Annotated in this window: 34 protein-coding genes; all 34 read left to right on the forward strand. The window is 67.2% G+C overall.

The window, feature by feature from the left end:
• Positions 1–25 precede the first annotated feature (25 nt).
• The 34 genes from ACIBCA_RS11895 to rplQ all read left to right on the forward strand — a co-directional run bounded on the left by ACIBCA_RS11895 (position 26) and on the right by rplQ (position 20,660).
• Positions 26–427, forward strand: coding sequence for a DUF2304 domain-containing protein (locus tag ACIBCA_RS11895; RefSeq protein WP_396282725.1), 402 nt, complete (start codon positions 26–28; stop codon positions 425–427).
• Positions 424–1,203, forward strand: a complete 780-nt coding sequence (locus tag ACIBCA_RS11900; RefSeq protein ID WP_396282726.1) for a glycosyltransferase family 2 protein — start codon at positions 424–426, stop codon at positions 1,201–1,203. Before ACIBCA_RS11895 ends, ACIBCA_RS11900 begins: the two co-directional genes overlap by 4 nt.
• A gap of 249 nt (positions 1,204–1,452) precedes the next feature.
• Positions 1,453–3,225 (forward strand): hypothetical protein, encoded by a 1,773-nt coding sequence (locus ACIBCA_RS11905; protein ID WP_396282727.1) that lies wholly within the window; start codon positions 1,453–1,455, stop codon positions 3,223–3,225.
• 458 nt (positions 3,226–3,683) lie between these two features.
• Positions 3,684–3,992 carry a 30S ribosomal protein S10 gene (gene rpsJ, locus ACIBCA_RS11910; RefSeq protein WP_012785157.1) on the forward strand — a complete coding sequence of 103 codons (309 nt, stop codon included), beginning with the start codon at positions 3,684–3,686 and terminating at the stop codon, positions 3,990–3,992.
• Positions 3,993–4,006: 14 nt separating this feature from the next.
• The gene (gene rplC / locus ACIBCA_RS11915; protein WP_396282728.1) at positions 4,007–4,654 is read left to right on the forward strand and encodes a 50S ribosomal protein L3; all 648 of its coding nucleotides are present in this window, start codon (positions 4,007–4,009) and stop codon (positions 4,652–4,654) included.
• A gap of 5 nt (positions 4,655–4,659) precedes the next feature.
• Entirely contained in the window at positions 4,660–5,337 is a 678-nt protein-coding gene (rplD, locus tag ACIBCA_RS11920) for a 50S ribosomal protein L4 (protein ID WP_396282729.1), read from the forward strand.
• A complete protein-coding gene (gene rplW / locus ACIBCA_RS11925) occupies positions 5,337–5,654 on the forward strand; it encodes a 50S ribosomal protein L23 (RefSeq protein ID WP_030280768.1) in 318 nt (105 codons plus the stop codon). Before rplD ends, rplW begins: the two co-directional genes overlap by 1 nt.
• Before the next feature lie 46 nt (positions 5,655–5,700).
• A complete protein-coding gene (gene rplB / locus ACIBCA_RS11930) occupies positions 5,701–6,537 on the forward strand; it encodes a 50S ribosomal protein L2 (RefSeq protein WP_031063050.1) in 837 nt (278 codons plus the stop codon).
• Positions 6,538–6,548: 11 nt separating this feature from the next.
• Positions 6,549–6,830 carry a 30S ribosomal protein S19 gene (rpsS, locus tag ACIBCA_RS11935; RefSeq protein WP_030055821.1) on the forward strand — a complete coding sequence of 94 codons (282 nt, stop codon included), beginning with the start codon at positions 6,549–6,551 and terminating at the stop codon, positions 6,828–6,830.
• An 83-nt stretch (positions 6,831–6,913) separates the two neighbouring features.
• Positions 6,914–7,261, forward strand: coding sequence for a 50S ribosomal protein L22 (gene rplV, locus ACIBCA_RS11940; RefSeq protein WP_396282730.1), 348 nt, complete (start codon positions 6,914–6,916; stop codon positions 7,259–7,261).
• Positions 7,261–8,085 (forward strand): 30S ribosomal protein S3, encoded by an 825-nt coding sequence (rpsC, locus tag ACIBCA_RS11945; RefSeq protein ID WP_396282731.1) that lies wholly within the window; start codon positions 7,261–7,263, stop codon positions 8,083–8,085. Before rplV ends, rpsC begins: the two co-directional genes overlap by 1 nt.
• Positions 8,086–8,090: 5 nt before the next feature.
• Entirely contained in the window at positions 8,091–8,510 is a 420-nt protein-coding gene (gene rplP / locus ACIBCA_RS11950; protein ID WP_045693044.1) for a 50S ribosomal protein L16, read from the forward strand.
• Positions 8,510–8,734 (forward strand): 50S ribosomal protein L29, encoded by a 225-nt coding sequence (gene rpmC, locus ACIBCA_RS11955; protein WP_031063040.1) that lies wholly within the window; start codon positions 8,510–8,512, stop codon positions 8,732–8,734. Before rplP ends, rpmC begins: the two co-directional genes overlap by 1 nt.
• Entirely contained in the window at positions 8,734–9,006 is a 273-nt protein-coding gene (rpsQ, locus tag ACIBCA_RS11960) for a 30S ribosomal protein S17 (RefSeq protein WP_014136278.1), read from the forward strand. Before rpmC ends, rpsQ begins: the two co-directional genes overlap by 1 nt.
• A 102-nt stretch (positions 9,007–9,108) precedes the next feature.
• Entirely contained in the window at positions 9,109–9,480 is a 372-nt protein-coding gene (gene rplN / locus ACIBCA_RS11965; protein ID WP_030393301.1) for a 50S ribosomal protein L14, read from the forward strand.
• 15 nt (positions 9,481–9,495) lie between these two features.
• Positions 9,496–9,807, forward strand: a complete 312-nt coding sequence (gene rplX, locus ACIBCA_RS11970) for a 50S ribosomal protein L24 (RefSeq protein WP_030232484.1) — start codon at positions 9,496–9,498, stop codon at positions 9,805–9,807.
• The gene (gene rplE, locus ACIBCA_RS11975; protein ID WP_030300393.1) at positions 9,807–10,376 is read left to right on the forward strand and encodes a 50S ribosomal protein L5; all 570 of its coding nucleotides are present in this window, start codon (positions 9,807–9,809) and stop codon (positions 10,374–10,376) included. The genes rplX and rplE overlap by 1 nt, the downstream gene beginning before the upstream one ends.
• A 4-nt stretch (positions 10,377–10,380) precedes the next feature.
• The gene (locus tag ACIBCA_RS11980) at positions 10,381–10,566 is read left to right on the forward strand and encodes a type Z 30S ribosomal protein S14 (RefSeq protein ID WP_030393303.1); all 186 of its coding nucleotides are present in this window, start codon (positions 10,381–10,383) and stop codon (positions 10,564–10,566) included.
• Positions 10,567–10,832: 266 nt separating this feature from the next.
• Positions 10,833–11,240 carry a 30S ribosomal protein S8 gene (rpsH, locus tag ACIBCA_RS11985; RefSeq protein ID WP_031063036.1) on the forward strand — a complete coding sequence of 136 codons (408 nt, stop codon included), beginning with the start codon at positions 10,833–10,835 and terminating at the stop codon, positions 11,238–11,240.
• Positions 11,241–11,262: 22 nt separating this feature from the next.
• Positions 11,263–11,802 carry a 50S ribosomal protein L6 gene (gene rplF / locus ACIBCA_RS11990; protein ID WP_380649287.1) on the forward strand — a complete coding sequence of 180 codons (540 nt, stop codon included), beginning with the start codon at positions 11,263–11,265 and terminating at the stop codon, positions 11,800–11,802.
• 3 nt (positions 11,803–11,805) lie between these two features.
• Positions 11,806–12,189: a 50S ribosomal protein L18 gene (rplR, locus tag ACIBCA_RS11995; RefSeq protein WP_030280785.1), complete on the forward strand. Its 384-nt coding sequence runs from the start codon at positions 11,806–11,808 to the stop codon at positions 12,187–12,189.
• A gap of 48 nt (positions 12,190–12,237) precedes the next feature.
• Complete coding sequence (rpsE, locus tag ACIBCA_RS12000) at positions 12,238–12,858, forward strand: 30S ribosomal protein S5 (RefSeq protein WP_030393306.1); 621 nt, start codon at positions 12,238–12,240, stop codon at positions 12,856–12,858.
• Positions 12,858–13,040, forward strand: a complete 183-nt coding sequence (gene rpmD, locus ACIBCA_RS12005) for a 50S ribosomal protein L30 (RefSeq protein ID WP_030055835.1) — start codon at positions 12,858–12,860, stop codon at positions 13,038–13,040. Before rpsE ends, rpmD begins: the two co-directional genes overlap by 1 nt.
• Before the next feature lie 2 nt (positions 13,041–13,042).
• Positions 13,043–13,495: a 50S ribosomal protein L15 gene (gene rplO, locus ACIBCA_RS12010; protein ID WP_396282732.1), complete on the forward strand. Its 453-nt coding sequence runs from the start codon at positions 13,043–13,045 to the stop codon at positions 13,493–13,495.
• Positions 13,496–13,825: 330 nt separating this feature from the next.
• A complete protein-coding gene (secY, locus tag ACIBCA_RS12015) occupies positions 13,826–15,136 on the forward strand; it encodes a preprotein translocase subunit SecY (protein WP_396282733.1) in 1,311 nt (436 codons plus the stop codon).
• The gene (locus ACIBCA_RS12020; protein ID WP_396282734.1) at positions 15,136–15,789 is read left to right on the forward strand and encodes an adenylate kinase; all 654 of its coding nucleotides are present in this window, start codon (positions 15,136–15,138) and stop codon (positions 15,787–15,789) included. The genes secY and ACIBCA_RS12020 overlap by 1 nt, the downstream gene beginning before the upstream one ends.
• A gap of 110 nt (positions 15,790–15,899) precedes the next feature.
• On the forward strand, positions 15,900–16,739 hold the full coding sequence (gene map / locus ACIBCA_RS12025; protein ID WP_396282735.1) for a type I methionyl aminopeptidase: 840 nt from the start codon (positions 15,900–15,902) through the stop codon (positions 16,737–16,739).
• A gap of 142 nt (positions 16,740–16,881) precedes the next feature.
• Positions 16,882–17,307 carry a large conductance mechanosensitive channel protein MscL gene (gene mscL, locus ACIBCA_RS12030; RefSeq protein WP_396282736.1) on the forward strand — a complete coding sequence of 142 codons (426 nt, stop codon included), beginning with the start codon at positions 16,882–16,884 and terminating at the stop codon, positions 17,305–17,307.
• A gap of 192 nt (positions 17,308–17,499) precedes the next feature.
• Complete coding sequence (gene infA, locus ACIBCA_RS12035) at positions 17,500–17,721, forward strand: translation initiation factor IF-1 (protein WP_003956442.1); 222 nt, start codon at positions 17,500–17,502, stop codon at positions 17,719–17,721.
• A 32-nt stretch (positions 17,722–17,753) separates the two neighbouring features.
• On the forward strand, positions 17,754–17,867 hold the full coding sequence (gene rpmJ / locus ACIBCA_RS12040; protein WP_003956441.1) for a 50S ribosomal protein L36: 114 nt from the start codon (positions 17,754–17,756) through the stop codon (positions 17,865–17,867).
• A gap of 177 nt (positions 17,868–18,044) precedes the next feature.
• Entirely contained in the window at positions 18,045–18,425 is a 381-nt protein-coding gene (rpsM, locus tag ACIBCA_RS12045) for a 30S ribosomal protein S13 (protein ID WP_396282737.1), read from the forward strand.
• Positions 18,426–18,497: 72 nt separating this feature from the next.
• Positions 18,498–18,905 carry a 30S ribosomal protein S11 gene (gene rpsK, locus ACIBCA_RS12050; RefSeq protein ID WP_030232513.1) on the forward strand — a complete coding sequence of 136 codons (408 nt, stop codon included), beginning with the start codon at positions 18,498–18,500 and terminating at the stop codon, positions 18,903–18,905.
• A gap of 130 nt (positions 18,906–19,035) precedes the next feature.
• Positions 19,036–20,058, forward strand: a complete 1,023-nt coding sequence (locus ACIBCA_RS12055) for a DNA-directed RNA polymerase subunit alpha (protein WP_030055844.1) — start codon at positions 19,036–19,038, stop codon at positions 20,056–20,058.
• A 125-nt stretch (positions 20,059–20,183) separates the two neighbouring features.
• Entirely contained in the window at positions 20,184–20,660 is a 477-nt protein-coding gene (gene rplQ / locus ACIBCA_RS12060; RefSeq protein ID WP_396282738.1) for a 50S ribosomal protein L17, read from the forward strand.
• The last annotated feature ends 55 nt before the right edge of the window (positions 20,661–20,715 follow it).

Here is a 20,715-nt window from a genome sequence, read left to right on the forward strand (position 1 = left end):
CTGTCGCTGAAAGGCGCCCCCAGTCGTGCATCTCACCATCATCACCTCGATCACCGGCGTGCTGGTGCTCGTCTACATCCTGGAGCTGCTGCGCCGACAGCAGCTCCGGGAGAAGTACGCGGCGATCTGGCTCGCGATCGGTGTCGTCGTCGCACCGCTCGGGTTCTTCCCCACGATCCTGGACTCCACCGCCCGCAAGCTCGGCATCGCCTCCGGCGTCAGCCTGGTCCTCTTCGCGGGCTTCGTCCTCCTGCTGCTGGTCTCGCTGCACCTGAGCTGGGAGGCCTCCCGGCTGGAGGCCGAGACCCGCACCCTGGCCGAGGACGTGGCGATGATGCGCGCGTACCTGGCCGAGCACCACGACTACCCGATCGCGCGCAGCAACAACGACGCCACCAAGGCGACCGACCCCGGGGTGACGGCATGATCGACGGCAAGCGGGTACTGATCATCCTCCCGGCCTGGAACGAGGCCGAGGGGCTGCCCAAGATCCTCCGCGAGATCCAGCAGAAGCTGCCGGGCGCGGACACCCTGGTCGTCGACGACGGCTCGGTGGACGACACCGCGGCCGTGGCCGCCGCCCACGGCTCCAAGGTCGCGCAGCTGCCGTACAACCTCGGGGTCGGCGGCGCCATGCGCTTCGGCTACCGCTACGCGCACCTGCACGACTACGACATCGCCCTGCAGTGCGACGCCGACGGCCAGCACGACCCCAGCTACGTCCCCTCGCTGATCGCCAAGCTCGACGAGGCCGACCTGGTCATCGGCGCCCGCTTCGCCGGCGAGGGCTCCTACAAGGTGCGCGGCCCGCGCGCCTGGGCCATGAAGCTGCTCTCGGTGGTGCTCTCCCGCGTCGCCGGCACCAAGCTCACCGACACCACGTCGGGCTTCAAGGCGTGCAACAAGCCGATGATCGAGTTCTTCTCTCAGTGGTACCCGGTGGAGTACCTGGGCGACACGATCGAGAGCATGGTCGGCGCGGCCCGCTGCGGCTTCGTGATCCGGCAGGTGCCCGTCGCCATGCGCGAGCGCACCACCGGCACCCCCAGTGCCTCCCCGATCAAGGCGACCATCTACCTCGCCCGGGCGGGCCTGGTCCTCCTGCTGGCCATGATCCGCCGGATGCCCAAGCACATCAAGGAGATCCAGCCCGCCCCCAAGAAGGCTGCCGCGCCGAGCCGGGAGCTGGCCGGCCGCCGCTGAACCGGGCGGCGACGCAGGGGCGTGGAAGGCTGTGGGGCCGTATCTCTCACGGGTTCCGTACAACTTGTTAGCGTGAGCTCCACGAAACCGGTCGCGAAGGGCGGGCGTCCCCCGGGACGCCCGCCCCGAGCGCGATCCGGGCCGGACGGCCCGCCGGGTCTCTCGCAGAGCCGGACCATCCACGGGAAGAGTCGGACTTCAGTGCAGACATCAGCAGAGATCGTCGAGGAGCATCGCGGTGATGCCCGGGTGAGCACGTCACCGTCGGACGGGGAGCGCGCGCCGGAGTGGTTCCGCAGGGCCGCGGCGCGGTTCGACGAGCTCAGGACCCGCCGCTGGTTCTGGCCGGCGGCGCTGATCGTCGGCTACGCGCTGGAGGTGCTCTTCCGCCTGGCGCTCGTCAAGGGGCTGAGCTTCCCCACCGTGCACCCCGACGAGGACTCCTACCTCGTGCTGTCCCGGGTGCTGGCCGGCCGCTCGGTCACCGAGATCCCGGTCGGCGAGGTCATCCCCGCCGGGTACCCGCTGCTGATCTCCCCGGCCCTGCGGCTCACCTCCGACCCGGTGCTGGCCTACCAGCTGATACTCGGGCTCAACGCGCTGATGAACGCGCTGGTCTTCCCGCTGGCGTACGTGGCGCTGCGCCGCCTGGGCGTGCGCCGGCTGCTGGCGTACGTGTTCGGCGGTGTCACGGCGCTGCTGCCGCCGGTGGTCTTCTACTCGCAGTACGCGATGTCGGACGTCGTCCTGCCGGTGCTCGCGCTCGCCTGGCTGGTCTGCATGCACGGCTGGCTGAGCGAGGGCACCCTGAAGGCGCGCTGCTGGTACGCCGCCGGGATGGGCGCCGCGGCCGGGTACGCGATGGCCACGCACGACCGCGGCACCGTGATGGTCGCGGTGACGGCCGTGGTCCTGCTCGGTGTGCTGGTGCTGCGCTGGGCGCCCTGGCGGGCCTCGGTGGTGGGCCTGGTCGTGCTCGGGGCGGGCGCGGTCTTCGCGAAGGCGCTCGCCTGGTGGCTGCGGCGGACGTTCTCGGTGGGCAAGAGCAAGGTCAGTGACCACCTGGTCGAGGGCCTCACCAACGGCGACATCCTCCAGCGCACCCTGACCCGGACCGCCGGTCAGATCTGGTACTTCATCGTCTCCACCTGGGGCGTCGCGGGCCTGGCCATCGTGGTCTGCGCGTTCGCGGTGTTCAGCGGCCGGTTCAGGCGCCAGGACCGCGTGGTCGGCGGCGTCATGGTCGCCCTGCTGGTCGGCACGGCCTTCGCCGCCGCGGCGACGCTCCCGGACGACGGCCGCATCGACGACTGGGTCTACGCCCGGTACGTGTCCTACCTGGTCCCCGTCCTCTTCCTGACGGGCGCCGCCCTGCTCGCCCGCCTCGGCCGCAAGCGCATCGTCTACGCGGCGCTCGCGGCGGCCGGCCTCACCCTGGCACTCGCCCAGAGCGTGATCATGTCGGCCGGCTCGAAGCTGCACTCGCAGGTGTTCGTGCTGTGGGGCATGCCGGACGCCGCCTTCCTGGCGGGGGACTGGTCGAAGCTCAACATGCTGCGCTCGACCTTCGCCGCCTTCGTGATCCTGGCGGGCGTCGTCCTGATGCTGGTCACCGGCGGCCGCAAGGTGCTGTGGGCGCTCGGCGTCTCGCTGGCGCTGTTCGCCTGCTTCTCGACCTTCACGATCAGCTCGCAGATAACCCACCCGTACGCGAATGACCGCAAGGCCGGCGCCACCGGGTTCACCAAGGCCGCCGGGATCAGGCCGGGGGACAACGTGGTGTTCGCCTGGGACGTCGACTGGAACATCCGGTCGACGCAGGCGTACGAGGTCATGCCGGGCCGGATGTGGAGCAGGGACCCGCGCTGGCAGGAGGTGCCCGCCGAGACGACGGCGATCGTGACGCCGCTGCCGGCCGCCGGGATGCCGCCGGAGTCGTACTGGGCGGACCGGCCGAACGTCTGGTACGTCGACCGCGTCAACGAGGGCGGCAAGTGGATGGTCTGGCGCAAGAAGCACTGAGCCGGGCCTGTGCCGGGCCTGAGCTGGGCCTGAGCTGGGCCTGAGCTGGGCCTGGGCCGAGCAGTCCCTGAGCAGTCACCCCATCGGGGCCGGTGAGCTACCTCTCACCGGCCCCGATTGGTGTTTGGGCTGCTCCATGTGGCAGTATGTCCAAGTTGCTCGGTTGAGTGCCGATGCTGCGCGCCTCCCGCCGGGAGGACCGGAAGCGAGTCCCATGTACTCGTCGTTCCCGTGATGGCCGTCAAGCGTGAGTTCTACGCCACGGCAGCTGCGGGGCGGACGTACGGGAATCTTCCGGGAAGCGTGTGCGGGGCCTCGATCCGGCTTCCCCCATCCCGAAAGTTTGAAACCGACGAGTTCTTCGCCGGTTTTTTGCAAGCGCGAAGGCGACACGCCCGAGCGCGGGGGTCGGAGGGGGAGTCGTACAGCGACTAAGGACAAAGGACTACTGAGTAGCCATGGCGGGACAGAAGATCCGCATCCGGCTCAAGGCCTACGACCACGAGGTCATCGACTCCTCGGCGAAGAAGATCGTCGAGACGGTGATTCGTACTGGTGCGCAGGTCGCGGGCCCGGTGCCGCTGCCCACTGAGAAGAACGTGTACTGCGTCATCCGCTCGCCGCACAAGTACAAGGACTCGCGCGAGCACTTCGAGATGCGTACTCACAAGCGTCTGATCGACATCCTCGACCCCACGCCGAAGACGGTTGACTCGCTCATGCGTCTCGACCTGCCGGCTGGCGTCGACATCGAGATCAAGCTCTGAGAGGCGCACCGAAGATGGCTAAGCAGATTAAGGGCATCCTGGGCGAGAAGCTCGGCATGACCCAGGTCTGGGACGAGAACAACCGGGTCGTTCCGGTGACCGTCGTCAAGGCTGGGCCCAATGTCGTGACCCAGGTCCACACCGCCGACAGCCCGTCCGGCTACGACGCCGTGCAGATCGGCTTCGGCGAGATCGACCCCCGCAAGGTGAACAAGCCCCTCGCGGGTCACTTCGCCAAGGCCGGTGTCACCCCGCGCCGCCACCTGGTCGAGCTCCGTACCTCGGACGCGTCCGAGTACACCCTGGGCCAGGAGATCACCGCCGAGCTGTTCGAGGCGGGTGTCAAGGTCGACGTGACCGGCACCTCCAAGGGCAAGGGCTTCGCCGGTGTCATGAAGCGTCACAACTTCAAGGGCCTCGGCGCCGGTCACGGCACCCAGCGCAAGCACCGTTCGCCCGGCTCCATCGGTGGCTGCGCCACCCCGGGCCGCGTGTTCAAGGGCATGCGCATGGCGGGTCGGATGGGCCACGAGCGTGTGACCACCCAGAACCTGACCGTGCACGCGGTCGACGCGGAGAAGGGCCTGCTCCTCATCAAGGGCGCCGTCCCGGGCCCGAACGGCGGCCTCGTCCTCGTCCGCACCGCGGCGAAGGGGCTGTGAAGGATATGAGCACCATTGACATCCTGTCGCCGGCTGGCGACAAGACCGGCAGCATCGAGCTGCCGGCCGAGATCTTCGACGCGAAGGTCAGCGTTCCGCTGATGCACCAGGTCGTCGTGGCGCAGCTCGCTGCGGCCCGTCAGGGCACCCACAAGACCAAGACTCGTGGCGAGGTCCGCGGTGGCGGCAAGAAGCCGTACCGCCAGAAGGGCACCGGCCGCGCCCGTCAGGGCTCGACCCGTGCGCCGCAGTTCGCCGGCGGTGGCGTCGTGCACGGTCCCGTGCCGCGCGACTACTCGCAGCGGACCCCGAAGAAGATGATCGCCGCCGCCCTGCGCGGTGCGCTCACCGACCGGGCCCGCCACAACCGCATTCACGTCGTCACCGACGTGACCGCGACCGAGGCGCCGTCGACCAAGGCCGCCAGGAGCCTGTTCGGCAAGATCACCGAGCGCAAGAACGTCCTGCTGGTCGTCGAGCGCGAGGACGAGCTGGGCCTGAAGTCCGCTCGCAACCTGCCGCACGTGCACATCCTGGACGCCGGTCAGCTGAACACCTACGACGTGCTCGTCTCCGACGATGTGGTCTTCACCCAGGCCGCCTTCGAGCGTTTCGTGGCCGGTCCGGCCGCGTCCGCCAAGGCCGTTGCCGCTGAGGGCGAGCTCGAAGGGAGCGCCGCCTGATGAGCGACGTTACGAGCAAGACGTTCACGGACCCCCGTGACGTCCTGGTGAAGCCGGTTATCTCCGAGAAGAGCTACAGCCTTCTCGACGAGAACAAGTACACGTTCATCGTGTCGCCGGGCGCCAACAAGACCCAGATCAAGCAGGCCGTCGAGGCGGTCTTCTCGGTCAAGGTCGAGGCTGTCAACACGATCAACCGTCAGGGCAAGCGCAAGCGCTCCAAGACGGGCTTTGGCAAGCGCAAGGACACCAAGCGCGCCATCGTGACGCTGGCCGAGGGCAACCGCATCGACATCTTCGGTGGTCCGGTCTCCTGACTCAGGAGATCGTGACCGTCGATTAGGACGAGGACGAGAGAGCCAAATGGGCATCCGCAAGTACAAGCCGACTACGCCGGGCCGTCGTGGCTCCAGCGTGGCCGACTTCGTAGAAATCACGCGGTCCACCCCGGAGAAGTCGCTGGTTCGCCCCCTGCACAGCAAGGGCGGCCGTAACAACGCCGGTCGGATCACCGTTCGCCACCAGGGCGGCGGACACAAGCGCGCCTACCGCGTGATCGACTTCCGTCGTCACGACAAGGACGGCGTGCCGGCGAAGGTCGCGCACATCGAGTACGACCCGAACCGCACCGCGCGCATCGCGCTCCTGCACTACGCGGACGGCGAGAAGCGCTACATCATCGCCCCGCGCGGCATCACCCAGGGTGACCGGATTGAGAACGGCCCCGGCGCCGACATCAAGCCCGGCAACAACCTGCCGCTTCGCAACATCCCGGTCGGTACCACCATCCACGCGGTGGAGCTGCGTCCCGGTGGCGGTGCCAAGATGGCCCGCTCCGCCGGCTCCGGCATCCAGCTGCTGGCGCGTGAGGGCAAGATGGCGCACCTGCGCATGCCCTCCGGTGAGATCCGCCTGGTGGACGCGCGCTGCCGCGCGACCGTCGGCGAGGTCGGCAACGCCGAGCAGTCGAACATCAACTGGGGCAAGGCCGGCCGTATGCGCTGGAAGGGCGTCCGCCCGACCGTGCGTGGTGTGGCCATGAACCCGATCGACCACCCGCACGGTGGTGGTGAGGGTAAGACCTCCGGTGGTCGCCACCCGGTCTCGCCGTGGGGCCAGAAGGAGGGTCGCACCCGTCGCCCGAAGAAGGCGTCGGACGCTCTCATCGTGCGCCGCCGCAAGACCAACAAGAAGCGCTAGGAGCAGGTCAGATGCCGCGCAGTCTCAAGAAGGGCCCCTTCATCGACGGCCACCTTCTCAAGAAGGTGGACGCGCAGAACGAGGCGGGTACCCAGAACGTCATCAAGACCTGGTCCCGTCGTTCCGTGATCTTCCCGGCCATGCTCGGCCACACGATCGCGGTTCACGATGGCCGCAAGCACGTCCCGGTGTTCGTCACCGAGTCGATGGTCGGCCACAAGCTCGGCGAGTTCGCTCCGACCCGCACCTTCCGTGGCCACGTGAAGGATGACCGGAAGTCGAAGCGCCGCTAGAAGGCCCATCAGTGGTCACTGGCCACTGGGCTGAGCTTGCGCGCCAAGAAGACTCAATGACTTACTCCATTAAGGGGACAACCATGGAAGCCAGGGCACAGGCGCGGTACATCCGCGTGACGCCCATGAAGGCCCGCCGCGTGGTGGACCTCATCCGTGGCATGAATGCCACGGAGGCCCAGGCAGTCCTGCGTTTCGCTCCGCAGGCCGCCACCGTGCCGGTCGGCAAGGTGCTCGACAGCGCCATTGCCAACGCCGCGCACAACTACAACCACTCCAACGTGGAAGACCTCTTCATCTCCGAGGCCTACGTTGACGAGGGCCCGACCCTGAAGCGGTTCCGTCCGCGCGCCCAGGGCCGTGCCTACCGGATCCGCAAGCGGACCAGCCACATCACCGTGGTCGTCAGCAGCAAGGAAGGGACCCGGTAATGGGCCAGAAGGTTAACCCGCACGGGTTCCGGCTCGGCATCAGCACGGACTTCAAGTCCCGCTGGTACGCCGACAAGCTGTACAAGGACTACGTCAAGGAAGACGTCGCCATTCGTCGCATGATGACGAAGGGCATGGAGCGCGCCGGCATCTCGAAGGTTGAGATCGAGCGCACCCGCGACCGCGTCCGCGTCGACATCCACACCGCTCGTCCGGGCATCGTCATCGGTCGCCGCGGCGCGGAGGCCGACAAGATCCGGGGCAACCTGGAGAAGCTGACCGGCAAGCAGGTCCAGCTGAACATCCTCGAGGTCAAGAACCCCGAGCTGGACGCCCAGCTCGTGGCTCAGGGCGTCGCGGAGCAGCTGTCCTCCCGCGTGTCGTTCCGCCGTGCCATGCGCAAGTCGATGCAGGGCACCATGAAGTCCGGCGCCAAGGGCATCAAGGTCCAGTGCTCCGGTCGTCTCGGCGGCGCCGAGATGAGCCGTTCGGAGTTCTACCGCGAGGGCCGTGTGCCGCTGCACACCCTCCGCGCGAACGTCGACTACGGCTTCTTCGAGGCCAAGACGACCTTCGGCCGCATCGGCGTGAAGGTCTGGATCTACAAGGGCGACGTCAAGAACATCGCCGAGGTCCGCGCTGAGAACGCCGCTGCCCGCTCGGGCAACCGCCCGGCCCGTCCCGAGGGTGGTCGTCCCGCCCGCGGTGGCGAGCGCCGTGGTGGCGAGCGCGGTGGCCGTGGCCGTCGTCCCGCCGCTGCCGAGGCCCAGGCCCCGGCTGGCGCCGAGACTCCGGCTGCTGAGAACACCGGAACGGAGGCCTGACCCCCATGCTGATCCCCCGCAGGGTCAAGCACCGCAAGCAGCACCACCCGAAGCGCCGCGGCGCTTCGAAGGGTGGCACCGAGCTGGCGTTCGGCCAGTACGGCATCCAGGCCGTGACCCCGGCCTACGTGACGAACCGACAGATCGAGTCCGCTCGTATCGCGATCACCCGTCACATCCGTCGTGGTGGCAAGGTCTGGATCAACATCTACCCGGACCGCCCGCTTACCAAGAAGCCGGCCGAGACCCGCATGGGTTCCGGTAAGGGTTCGCCGGAGTGGTGGATCGCGAACGTGCACCCGGGTCGGGTCATGTTCGAGCTGTCGTACCCGAACGAGAAGACTGCGCGCGAGGCGCTCACGCGAGCCGCGCACAAGCTTCCGATGAAGTGCCGGATCGTCCGGCGCGAGGACGGTGAAAGCTGATGTCGGCCGCTACCAAGGCTGCTGAGCTTCGTCAGCTGGACAACGAGGCCCTCGTTGCCAAGCTTCGCGAAGCCAAGGAGGAGCTGTTCAACCTCCGCTTCCAGGCGGCGACCGGGCAGCTCGACAACCACGGCCGGCTCAAGCTGGTCCGTAAGGACATCGCGCGGATCTACACCCTGATGCGCGAGCGCGAGCTGGGCATCGAGACGGTGGAGAACGCCTGATGACTGAGAACACCAACGAGACGCGCGGTTTCCGCAAGACCCGTGAGGGTCTCGTCGTCAGCGACAAGATGGACAAGACCGTCGTCGTCGCCGTCGAGGACCGCGTCAAGCACGCGCTGTACGGCAAGGTCATCCGCCGTACCAACAAGCTGAAGGCGCACGACGAGCAGAACGCGTGCGGTGTCGGCGACCGTGTCCTCCTCATGGAGACCCGGCCGCTGTCCGCGACGAAGCGCTGGCGCGTCGTCGAGATCCTCGAGAAGGCCAAGTAACGAAGTTGATGCGGTACGGCCGTATGTGCATCGGGCTCCTTGCGAGCGCCGGTGTGAGCAGCGGCCGGCCCGTCAGCTCTCGTTGACGATCAGGAGAAAGCTGTGATCCAGCAGGAGTCGCGACTGCGCGTCGCCGACAACACGGGCGCGAAGGAAATCCTTTGCATCCGCGTTCTCGGTGGCTCCGGTCGCCGCTACGCCGGTATCGGGGACGTCATCGTCGCCACCGTCAAGGACGCGATCCCCGGCGGTTCGGTGAAGAAGGGTGACGTCGTCAAGTGCGTCGTCGTCCGTACCGTGAAGTCGCGCCGTCGTCCCGACGGTTCGTACATCCGGTTCGACGAGAACGCCGCCGTCGTCCTCAAGAACACCGATGGCGACCCCCGCGGTACCCGCATCTTCGGCCCGGTGGGCCGCGAGCTGCGCGACAAGAAGTTCATGAAGATCATCTCGCTGGCGCCGGAGGTGCTCTAACCCATGGCGAACAGCATGAAGATCAAGAAGGGTGACCTGGTCCAGGTCATCACCGGCAAGGACAAGGGCAAGCAGGGCAAGGTCATCCAGGCCATGCCGGCTGAGAACAAGGTCCTGGTCGAGGGTGTCAACCGGGTCAAGAAGCACACCAAGCCGGGCCCGGGCACCCAGGGTGGCATTGTCACCGTCGAGGCTCCCGTGCACGTCTCCAACGTCCAGCTGGTCGTGGAGAAGGACGGCAAGAAGGTCGTCACCCGCGTTGGTTACCGCTTCGACGACGAGGGCAACAAGATCCGCGTTGCCAAGCGAACCGGTGAGGACATCTGATGTCTGAGACGTCTGTTGAGAAGGTGACCCCCCGTCTCAAGGAGCGTTACAACTCCGAGATCAAGGGTCAGCTGCAGGAGCAGTTCTCGTACGAGAACGTCATGCTGACGCCCGGCCTGGTCAAGGTCGTCGTCAACATGGGTGTCGGCGAGGCCGCCCGTGACAGCAAGCTGATCGAGGGCGCGATCCGCGACCTGACCGCGATCACCGGTCAGAAGCCGGCCGTGACCAAGGCTCGTAAGTCCATCGCGCAGTTCAAGCTGCGCGAGGGCCAGCCGATCGGCACCCACGTCACCCTCCGTGGTGACCGCATGTGGGAGTTCCTGGACCGTCTGGTGTCGCTGGCTCTGCCGCGTATCCGTGACTTCCGTGGCCTCTCCCCGAAGCAGTTCGACGGCCGTGGCAACTACACCTTCGGTCTGACCGAGCAGGTTATGTTCCACGAGATCGACCAGGACAAGGTCGACCGTCAGCGCGGTATGGACATCACCGTCGTGACCACCGCTCAGACCGACGACGAGGGCCGGGCGCTCCTGCGCGCTCTGGGCTTCCCGTTCAAGGAGGCGTGAGCCAATGGCGAAGAAGTCCCTCATCGCGAAGGCCGAGCGGAAGCCGAAGTTCGGCGTCCGGGCCTACACCCGGTGCCAGCGCTGCGGTCGTCCGCACTCGGTGTACCGCAAGTTCGGCCTGTGCCGTGTGTGCCTCCGTGAGATGGCGCACCGCGGCGAGCTGCCGGGCGTGACCAAGAGCTCCTGGTAATCCCAGGTTCTAGGCACACCAGCGACGCAGAGGTGCCCGATCCCACAGGGCCCATTTTTGGGCTGCCGTACGGATTCCCGTAAGGTAGTGGGGTCGGGCCCCCTGCCACGGCTTCCCCATGGAAGCCAGTGGCCCTCCAAGAGAGGGCTCGCACCCAGTCTTACGACGCCGCAGGTCCCCTGCGTCTGTGCCCCCGCCGCACTCCTCGGAGTGCGGCGGGGGGACCTGGCGCGGAGAAACCACGGCGAGAGAGGCCTGAGGCCATCATGACCATGACCGACCCCATCGCAGACATGCTCACGCGTCTGCGTAACGCGAACTCGGCGTACCACGATTCCGTGGCGATGCCGGCCAGCAAGATCAAGGCGCACGTCGCCCAGATCCTGCAGCAGGAGGGTTACATCTCCTCCTACAAGGTTGAGGAGCCCGTTGAGGGCGAGGTCGGCAAGAAGCTGACCATCGAGCTCAAGTTCGGCCCCAACCGTGAGCGCTCCATCGCCGGCATCAAGCGCATCAGCAAGCCGGGTCTGCGCGTTTACGCAAAGTCCACCAACCTGCCGAAGGTTCTCGGCGGCCTGGGCGTGGCGATCATCTCCACGTCCTCCGGCCTCCTGACCGACAAGCAGGCCGCCAAGAAGGGCGTAGGCGGAGAAGTTCTCGCCTACGTCTGGTAATTCGGGAAACGGAGGTACAGCAATGTCGCGCATTGGACGGCTGCCCATCCAGGTCCCCGCTGGCGTGGACGTCACCATCGATGGCCAGGCGGTCTCGGTGAAGGGCCCGAAGGGCTCGCTCACCCACGTTGTCGCCGCGCCGATCGAGATCGGTAAGGGCGAGGACGGCAACCTGCTCGTCACCCGCCCCAACGACGAGCGTATGTCGAAGGCCCTGCACGGCCTTTCCCGCACGCTGGTGGCGAACATGATCACCGGCGTGACCGCGGGCTACCGCAAGTCGCTGGAGATCAGCGGTGTCGGCTACCGAGTTCTGGCGAAGGGCTCCGACATGGAGTTCCAGCTGGGCTACAGCCACCCGATCCTCGTCGAGGCCCCCGAGGGCATCTCCTTCGTCGTCGAGTCGGCCACCAAGTTCCACGTGGACGGCATCGACAAGCAGAAGGTCGGCGAGGTCGCTGCGAAGATCCGCAAGCTGCGCAAGCCCGACCCGTACAAGGCCAAGGGCGTCAAGTACGCGGGCGAGGTCATCCGCCGCAAGGTCGGAAAGAGTGGTAAGTAAGCGATGAGTGTCTCTGTCAAGATCGGCAAGGGCAACGCCTACAAGAGCGCCGCTCGCAAGCGCCGCGCGATCCGGGTTCGCAAGCGCGTCGTCGGCACCGAGGTGCGTCCGCGCCTCGTCGTGACGCGTTCGAACCGTCACATGGTCGCCCAGGTCATCGACGACGCCAAGGGTCACACCCTGGCGTCGGCGTCCACCCTCGACGTGTCCATCAAGGGCGCCGAGGGCGACAAGACCGAGCTGGCCAAGAAGGTCGGGAGCCTGGTCGCCGAGCGCGCCAAGGCCGCCGGCATCGAGTCGGTCGTCTTCGACCGCGCGGGCAACCGGTACGCCGGCCGCATCGCCGCCCTGGCGGACGCGGCCCGCGAGGCCGGGCTCGACTTCTAAGCCGCTCGTCGACTCTGTCGGCGGACGTAATCGAGAGAGGTAATTCCAATGGCTGGACCCCAGCGCCGCGGTAGCGGCGCCGGCGGCGGCACCGGTGGCGAGCGGCGTGACCGTAAGCGTGACGACCGGGGTAACGCCCCCGCCGTCGAGAAGACCGCTTACGTCGAGCGCGTCGTCGCGATCAACCGTGTCGCCAAGGTTGTCAAGGGTGGTCGTCGTTTCTCCTTCACCGCGCTGGTCGTGGTGGGCGATGGCGACGGCACCGTGGGTGTCGGTTACGGGAAGGCGAAGGAGGTTCCGGCCGCCATCGCCAAGGGTGTTGAGGAGGCCAAGAAGAACTTCTTCAAGGTCCCCCGTATCCAGGGCACCATCCCGCACCCCATCCAGGGTGAGAAGGCCGCCGGCGTCGTGCTCCTGAAGCCCGCCGCCCCCGGTACCGGTGTTATCGCCGGTGGTCCGGTGCGCGCCGTCCTGGAGTGCGCCGGCATCCACGACATCCTGTCGAAGTCGCTCGGCTCGGACAACGCGATCAACATCGTGCACGCCACCGTGGCTGCTCTGAAGGGCCTCGTGCGCCCCGAGGAGATCGCCGCTCGTCGTGGCCTGCCGCTGGAGGACGTGGCTCCCGCCGCTCTGCTGCGGGCGCGTGCTGCTGGGGTGAGCGCCTGATGGCTCGCCTGAAGATCACGCAGACCAAGTCGTACATCGGCAGCAAGCAGAACCACCGTGACACCCTGCGTTCGCTCGGTCTCAAGCGCATGCACGACGTCGTGGTGAAGGAGGACCGTCCCGAGATCCGCGGGATGGCCCACACGGTCCGTCACCTGGTGACGGTTGAGGAGGTGGACTGATCATGGGCGAGAACCCGATCAAGATCCACAACCTGCGTCCCGCCCCTGGTGCCAAGACCGACAAGATCCGTGTCGGTCGTGGTGAGGGCTCCAAGGGTAAGACCGCTGGTCGTGGTACCAAGGGCACCAAGGCCCGCTACCAGGTTCCGCAGCGCTTCGAGGGTGGCCAGATGCCCCTCCACATGCGCCTGCCGAAGCTGAAGGGCTTCAAGAACCCCTTCAAGGTGACCTTCCAGGTCGTCAACCTCGACAAGCTGGCCGAGCTCTACCCGCAGGGTGGAGAGGTCACCGTCGAGGACCTGGTCGCCAAGGGCGCGGTTCGCAAGAACTCGCTCGTCAAGGTGCTCGGCACCGGCGACATCGCGGTTGCCCTGCAGGTGACGGTCGACGCCGTCTCCGGCTCGGCCACCGAGAAGATCACCGCCGCCGGCGGTACGGTCACCGAGCTCATCTGAGCCCGCTGACTTCCGGCTTCGGGCCCCGCACCTCCTTCGGGAGGTGCGGGGCTCTTCGGCGTTCGCGCCCCGTTCACCGGGCGACCGGAAACCCGGTGGCTCGGGCCGTCGTTCTTTTGTGTGGCAAATCCGGGCATCCCGTACCCCGTGAGTGGGGGAGTGCCGGTGCACGCTTCTTCGGAGTGGCCGCGCACTGTTAGAGTCCGTGGAGTTCCCTTGTAGTCTGCGCGTAGGCTCGCCTGTGCCGTCTGTACGGGAGCTCCGAACCGCAAACTCCCCATTCAGGACCGACCCTCCCGCCGACGACGCGCGGGAGGCGCAGGAGGCACCGTGCTCAGTGCGTTCGCGCGGGCGTTCCAGACGCCCGACCTGCGCAAGAAGCTGCTGTTCACGCTGGGCATCATGGTGCTGTTCCGGCTGGGCTCGCACATCCCGATCCCGGGCGTCAACTTCGAGGCTGTCAACGTCTGTGTGAGTGACAGCAAGAAGAACGGCCTGTTCGGGCTCGTCAACCTGTTCAGCGGCGGCGCGCTGCTCCAGCTGACGATCTTCGCGCTCGGAATCATGCCGTACATCACGGCCAGCATCATCCTCCAGCTCCTCACCGTGGTGATCCCGCGGCTCGAGGCGCTGAAGAAGGAGGGGCAGGCCGGCACCGCGAAGATCACCCAGTACACCCGCTACCTGACCATCGCGCTCGCCATCCTCCAGGGGACCGGCATCGTCGCGACGGCCTCCAGCGGCGCGCTGTTCTCGGGCTGCCCGGTGGCCAACGAGATCGTGCCGGAGACCGGCGTCTTCCGGATCGCCGTCATGGTCATCACCATGACCGCCGGCACCTCGGTGATCATGTGGCTCGGTGAGCTGATCACCGACCGCGGCATCGGCAACGGCATGTCGCTGCTGATCTTCACCTCGATCGCCGCGCAGTTCCCGTCCTCGCTGTGGAACATCAAGCAGTCGGGCACCATCGGCGGCGGCTGGGTCGAGTTCCTCTCGGTCATCGCGGTCGGTGTGATCGTTGTGATGCTCGTCATCTTCGTCGAGCAGGCACAGCGCCGGATCCCGGTGCAGTACGCCAAGCGCATGATCGGGCGCCGTGCCTTCGGCGGCACCTCGACGTACATCCCGCTCAAGGTGAACCAGGCCGGTGTCATCCCGGTCATCTTCGCCTCGTCGCTGCTGTACATCCCGGCCCTGGTGGTCCAGCTGACCAACAGCCAGTCCGGGTGGGCCGTGTGGGTCAGCCGCCACTTCGTCAAGGGCGACCACCCGATCTACATGGCCACGTACTTCCTGCTGATCGTCTTCTTCGCCTTCTTCTACGTCGCCATCTCCTTCAACCCCGAAGAAGTTGCCGACAATATGAAGAAGTATGGTGGGTTCATCCCGGGTATCCGGGCCGGCCGCCCGACGGCCGAGTACCTGAACTACGTGCTCACCCGCATCACGTGGCCGGGTTCGCTCTACCTGGGCCTGATCGCGTTGATCCCGATGATCGCCCTGGTCGCCTTCGGACAGCAGACCAACTTCCCGTTCGGCGGCACCAGCGTGCTCATCGTCGTCGGCGTCGGACTCGAAACTGTGAAGCAGATCGAGAGCCAGCTCCAGCAGCGCAATTACGAAGGGTTCCTCCGCTGATGCGTATCGTCCTCGTTGGTCCTCCCGGGGCCGGGAAGGGTACTCAGGCGCACCTGCTCGCCAAGACCCTGTCCATTCCCCACATCTCCACCGGAGACCTGTTCCGCGCCAACATCGGTCAGGGCACCCCGCTGGGGCTCGAGGCCAAGAGCTACATGGACGCGGGTCGCCTGGTGCCGGATGAGGTCACCATCGGGATGGCCAATGACCGCATGCTCCAGGATGACGCCGCCGGCGGCTTCCTGCTCGACGGCTTCCCCCGCAACCTGGGCCAGGCCAAGGCGCTGGACGAGTTCCTCGCCGAGCAGGGCATCCAGCTGGACGGCGTGCTGGACCTGGAGGTCCCCGAGGACGAGGTCGTCAAGCGGATCGCCGGCCGGCGCCTGTGCCGCAACAACGGCAGCCACGTCTTCCATGTCGCATACAACCCGCCGAAGGTCGAGGGCGTCTGCGACCACTGCGGCGGCGAGCTGTACCAGCGCTCGGACGACACCGAGGAGGCCGTCCGCGTCCGCCTGGAGGAGTACCACTCCAAGACCGAGCCGATCATCGGGTACTACCAGGAGCAGGGCCTCCTGGTGACCATCCCGGCCCTCGGCAAGGTGGACGAGGTCACCTCGCGTGCGATCGAGGCGCTGAAGCAGGACAACTGAGTTTTCCGGCGTACCCGTACGGCCGCGCTCCCCGCTCCCGGGGCAGCGCGGCCGTACGGCGTCGTACGGTGGTAGACAGTGGCAAAACGGAACGTGGAAGGCGTGACCAGATGGTGGAGATCAAGACCCCCGACCAGATCGCGAAGATGCGAGCGGCCGGGCTGGTCGTCGCCGAGGCCCTCAAGGCGTGCCGGGAGGCCGTCGCTCCGGGGGTGACCACCCAGGAGCTCAACGACATCGCCGACAAGGTGATCACGGACCACGGCGCGACCTCGAACTTCCGGGCGCACCACGGCGGGCTCTGGTTCCCGGGCGTGATCTGCGCCTCGGTGAACAACGAGGTCGTCCACGGCATCCCGGGGGAGCGGGTGCTCCAGGAGGGCGACGTCATCTCGATCGACTGCGGCGCGATCCTGGACGGCTGGCACGGCGACGCGGCGATCACCGTCGCGGTCGGCGAGGTCCGCCCCGAGGTCGAGATGCTGAGCCGGGTGACCGAGGGCTCGATGTGGGCCGGCATCGCCCAGATGAAGAAGAACAACCGCCTGGTCGATGTCTCCAAGGCGATCGAGGGCTACATCCGCCGCCAGCCGCTGCCGCCCAAGGGCAAGTGGGGCATCACGGAGGGCTACGGCGGCCACGGCATCGGCACCGCGATGCACATGGAGCCGCACGTGCTGAACTACGTGGAGCGCGGCCGCGGCAAGGGCCCCAAGCTCGTCCCCGGCACCGTGCTGGCGATCGAGCCGATGGTCTCGCTCGGCACCCCGCACACCGCCGTGCTGGAGGACGACTGGACGGTCGTCACCAACGACGGCACCTGGGCCTCGCACTGGGAGCACTCGGTGGCCGTGACGGAGGAGGGCCCGCTGGTCCTGACCGCCTTCGACGGCGGGAAGGCCGAACTGGCCAAGCTGGGCATCACCGCAGCTCCGGACCCCCTGGCGTAGCCGTCGCGGAGTCGTTCGGGGCCCCAACTGGCCCGTCTGACAAGGGATCAGAGCCCTGGAGGTTTGGACCTCCAGGGCTTTTGTCCTATTTTTATCGGCTGGCAGAGGCAGTTCGGGTTAGCGAGCGAGCAGGAGAGAGTACGTGCTCAAGGGATTCCGCGACTTCATGATGCGCGGCAACGTCGTCGACATGGCCGTCGGTGTGGTCATCGGTGCCGCGTTCACGGCGGTGGTGACCGGCTTCGTGTCGGCCTTCCTCACCCCGCTGGTGGGTGTGGTGGTCGGCGCGGCCGGCGACTTCAGCTCCTACAAGGCCGAGATAGCCGGGGTGAAGTTCCCCTACGGCCAGTTCCTGAACGTCCTGATCGCCTTCTTCATGACCGCGGCGGTGCTGTACTTCTGCATCGTGCTGCCGATCACCAAGGCGACCGCGCGCTACATGCCCAAGAAGCCCGCCGCGCCCAAGCGCCCGTGCCCGGAGTGCCTCACCGAGATCCCCGAGGCCGCCCGCCGCTGCTCGGCCTGTACGGCCCACGTGGAGCCCCTGGCGGTCTCCGCGGGCGTCTGACCGGCGGTGTGACGGTGATCGCCTTCCGGGACCCCGGTTTTGGTCCACCCGAAGCACTGGCGTAGGATGAACCGTCGGCTCACTCGTAGCGTGCTTCAGCACGCCCTCTTCCCCTCGGGGGCGGGGTGGACCCAGGTTCGCACGAGCGTGCCGCATACGGTAGCCGGTCCCGGAAGGTGGATCTCGCAGTTCATGGCTAAGAAGCAAGGCGCCATTGAGATCGAGGGCACCGTGATCGAGTCTCTTCCGAACGCGATGTTCAAGGTCGAGCTGCAGAACGGTCACAAGGTCCTCGCGCACATCAGCGGCAAGATGCGCATGCACTACATCCGCATCCTGCCGGACGACCGGGTCGTCGTGGAGCTCAGCCCCTACGACCTCACGCGCGGCCGGATCGTCTACCGCTACAAGTAAGAACGCCAGATCTAGACCCGGAGAACCTGAACATGAAGGTCAAGCCGAGCGTCAAGAAGATCTGCGACAAGTGCAAGGTGATCCGCCGCCACGGCCGGGTCATGGTGATCTGCGACAACCTGCGCCACAAGCAGCGCCAGGGCTGATCCTCCCCAGCATTTCTCGTAGTACTTCGCGCGACGCGAAAACGTCATAAGCGGGCCATCCGATCCGTCCCACCCGGGACGGACTGCCGCCCCCGGCGCAGAGGCCGGGGCTCCCTCATCGAGAGATGAAGGAGTAGGTGGCACGCCAGACCTCTGAAAGAACCACAGGAGCCATGAATGGCACGCCTCGCCGGCGTTGATCTCCCCCGTGAGAAGCGGATCGAGATCGCCCTCACCTACGTGTACGGCATCGGCCGTACCCGCGCCCAGCAGACCCTGGCCGAGACCGGTGTCAGCCCGGATGTCCGCGTTCGCGACATCTCCGAGGAAGACCTCGTCAAGCTGAGCCAGTACATCGACGCCAACTACACGGTCGAGGGTGACCTCCGCCGTGAGGTCGCCTCCGACATCCGCCGCAAGGTCGAGATCGGTTGCTACGAGGGTCTGCGTCACCGCCGCGGCCTGCCGGTCCGCGGCCAGCGCACCCACACCAACGCGCGTACCCGCAAGGGCCCGCGTCGCGCGATCGCCGGTAAGAAGAAGCCGGGCAAGAAGTAGTCCGTCCCGTAACCGGACATCCCTCCGGCCCGCGGGTCAGCGGACCGACCACCTCAGTAGGAGAACAGACTTATGCCCCCCAAGGGTCGTCAGGCTGCCGGCGCGAAGAAGATCCGCCGCAAGGAAAAGAAGAACGTCGCTCACGGTCACGCGCACATCAAGAGCACGTTCAACAACACCATCGTTTCGATCACCGACCCCGCGGGCAACGTGATCTCCTGGGCCTCCGCCGGCCACGTCGGCTTCAAGGGCTCGCGCAAGTCCACCCCGTTCGCCGCGCAGATGGCCGCCGAGGCCGCTGCCCGTCGCGCGCAGGAGCACGGCATGCGCAAGGTCGACGTCTTCGTGAAGGGTCCGGGCTCCGGCCGCGAGACCGCGATCCGTTCGCTCCAGGCCACCGGCCTGGAGGTCGGCTCGATCCAGGACGTCACCCCCACCCCGCACAACGGCTGCCGTCCGCCGAAGCGCCGCCGCGTCTGACGCAGCGCCTTCGGGCACGCGGGTCTTGCTTTAAACCTCGTACGGGGTCTCGTTTCTTGCGGGACCCCGTACGCTTGGTCCTGTCGGCATCAAATAGTGGGTGCCGAAGACAACTGGAGGATTCTTCCCCATGCTTATCGCTCAGCGCCCCTCGCTGACCGAAGAGGTCGTCGACGAGTTCCGCTCGCGGTTCGTGATCGAGCCGCTGGAGCCGGGCTTCGGCTACACCCTCGGCAACTCCCTGCGCCGCACGCTCCTGTCGTCGATCCCGGGTGCCGCTGTCACCAGCATCCGCATCGACGGCGTCCTGCACGAGTTCACCACCGTGCCGGGCGTCAAGGAGGACGTGACCGACCTCATCCTCAACATCAAGCAGCTGGTCGTCTCCTCGGAGCACGACGAGCCGGTCGTGATGTACCTGCGCAAGCAGGGTCCGGGTGTCGTCACCGCCGCCGACATCGCCCCGCCGGCGGGTGTCGAGGTGCACAACCCCGAGCTGGTCCTCGCCACGCTGAACGGCAAGGGCAAGCTGGAGATGGAGCTGACCGTCGAGCGCGGTCGCGGCTACGTCTCCGCCGTGCAGAACAAGGCCTCCGGCCAGGAGATCGGCCGCATCCCGGTCGACTCGATCTACAGCCCCGTGCTGAAGGTCACCTACAAGGTCGAGGCCACCCGCGTCGAGCAGCGGACCGACTTCGACAAGCTGATCGTCGACGTCGAGACCAAGCCCGCCATGCGTCCCCGCGACGCCATGGCCTCGGCCGGCAAGACCCTGGTGGAGCTGTTCGGTCTCGCCCGCGAGCTGAACATCGACGCCGAGGGCATCGACATGGGCCCGTCCCCGACGGACGCCGCCCTGGCCGCCGACCTGGCGCTGCCGATCGAGGAGCTGGAGCTCACGGTCCGCTCCTACAACTGCCTCAAGCGCGAGGGCATCCACACCGTGGGTGAGCTCGTCGCCCGCTCCGAGGCCGACCTGCTCGACATCCGCAACTTCGGTGCGAAGTCGATCGACGAGGTCAAGGCGAAGCTGGCCGGCATGGGCCTGGCCCTCAAGGACAGCCCGCCCGGATTCGACCCGACCGCCGCCGCCGACGCCTTCGGCGCCGACGACCTGGACGACGCGGGTTACGCGGAGACCGAGCAGTACTGAGAGACTTGACCGCGGGGCGGTTCCCCGGAACCGCCCCGCTGTCGTGAAAGTCGTGCGGGCACAGTGCCCGTACGCCCGTTGCGGTACCTGGTACGGCCGCAGTCGGAGATTCGAGGAGTAATTCCATGCCGCGTCCCACCAAGGGTGCCCGCCTCGGCGGCGGCCCGCACCACGAGCCGCTGCTGCTCGCCGGTCTGTGCCGGGAGCTCTTCCAGCACGGCCGCATCACCACGACCGAGGCCAAGGCCCGTCGGATGCGCCCGCTGGCGGAGAAGCTGATCACCAAGGCGAAGAAGGGCGACCTGCACAACCGTCGCCTGGTGCGTAAGACCATCACCGACGTGTCGGTCCTGCACACCCTCTTCACCGAGATCGCGCCGCGCTACGAGAACCGCCCGGGTGGTTACACCCGTATCACCAAGATCGGCCCCCGTCGTGGCGACAACGCCCCGATGGCCGTGATCGAGCTGGTCGAGGCGCTCACCGTCGCGCAGAACGCCGTCGGCGAGGCCGAGGCCGCCACCAAGCGTGCCGTCAAGGAGGCCGACGCCAAGGTCGAGGCCACCGAGACCGCCGAGGTCGAGGCCACCGAGCAGGCCTGACACCGCTAGGTGCAGCACGGGCCCGCTCTCCCATCCGTGGGGGAGCGGGCCCGTT

It is taken from the genome of Kitasatospora sp. NPDC051170, assembly GCF_044455705.1.
Lineage (GTDB): Bacteria > Actinomycetota > Actinomycetes > Streptomycetales > Streptomycetaceae > Kitasatospora.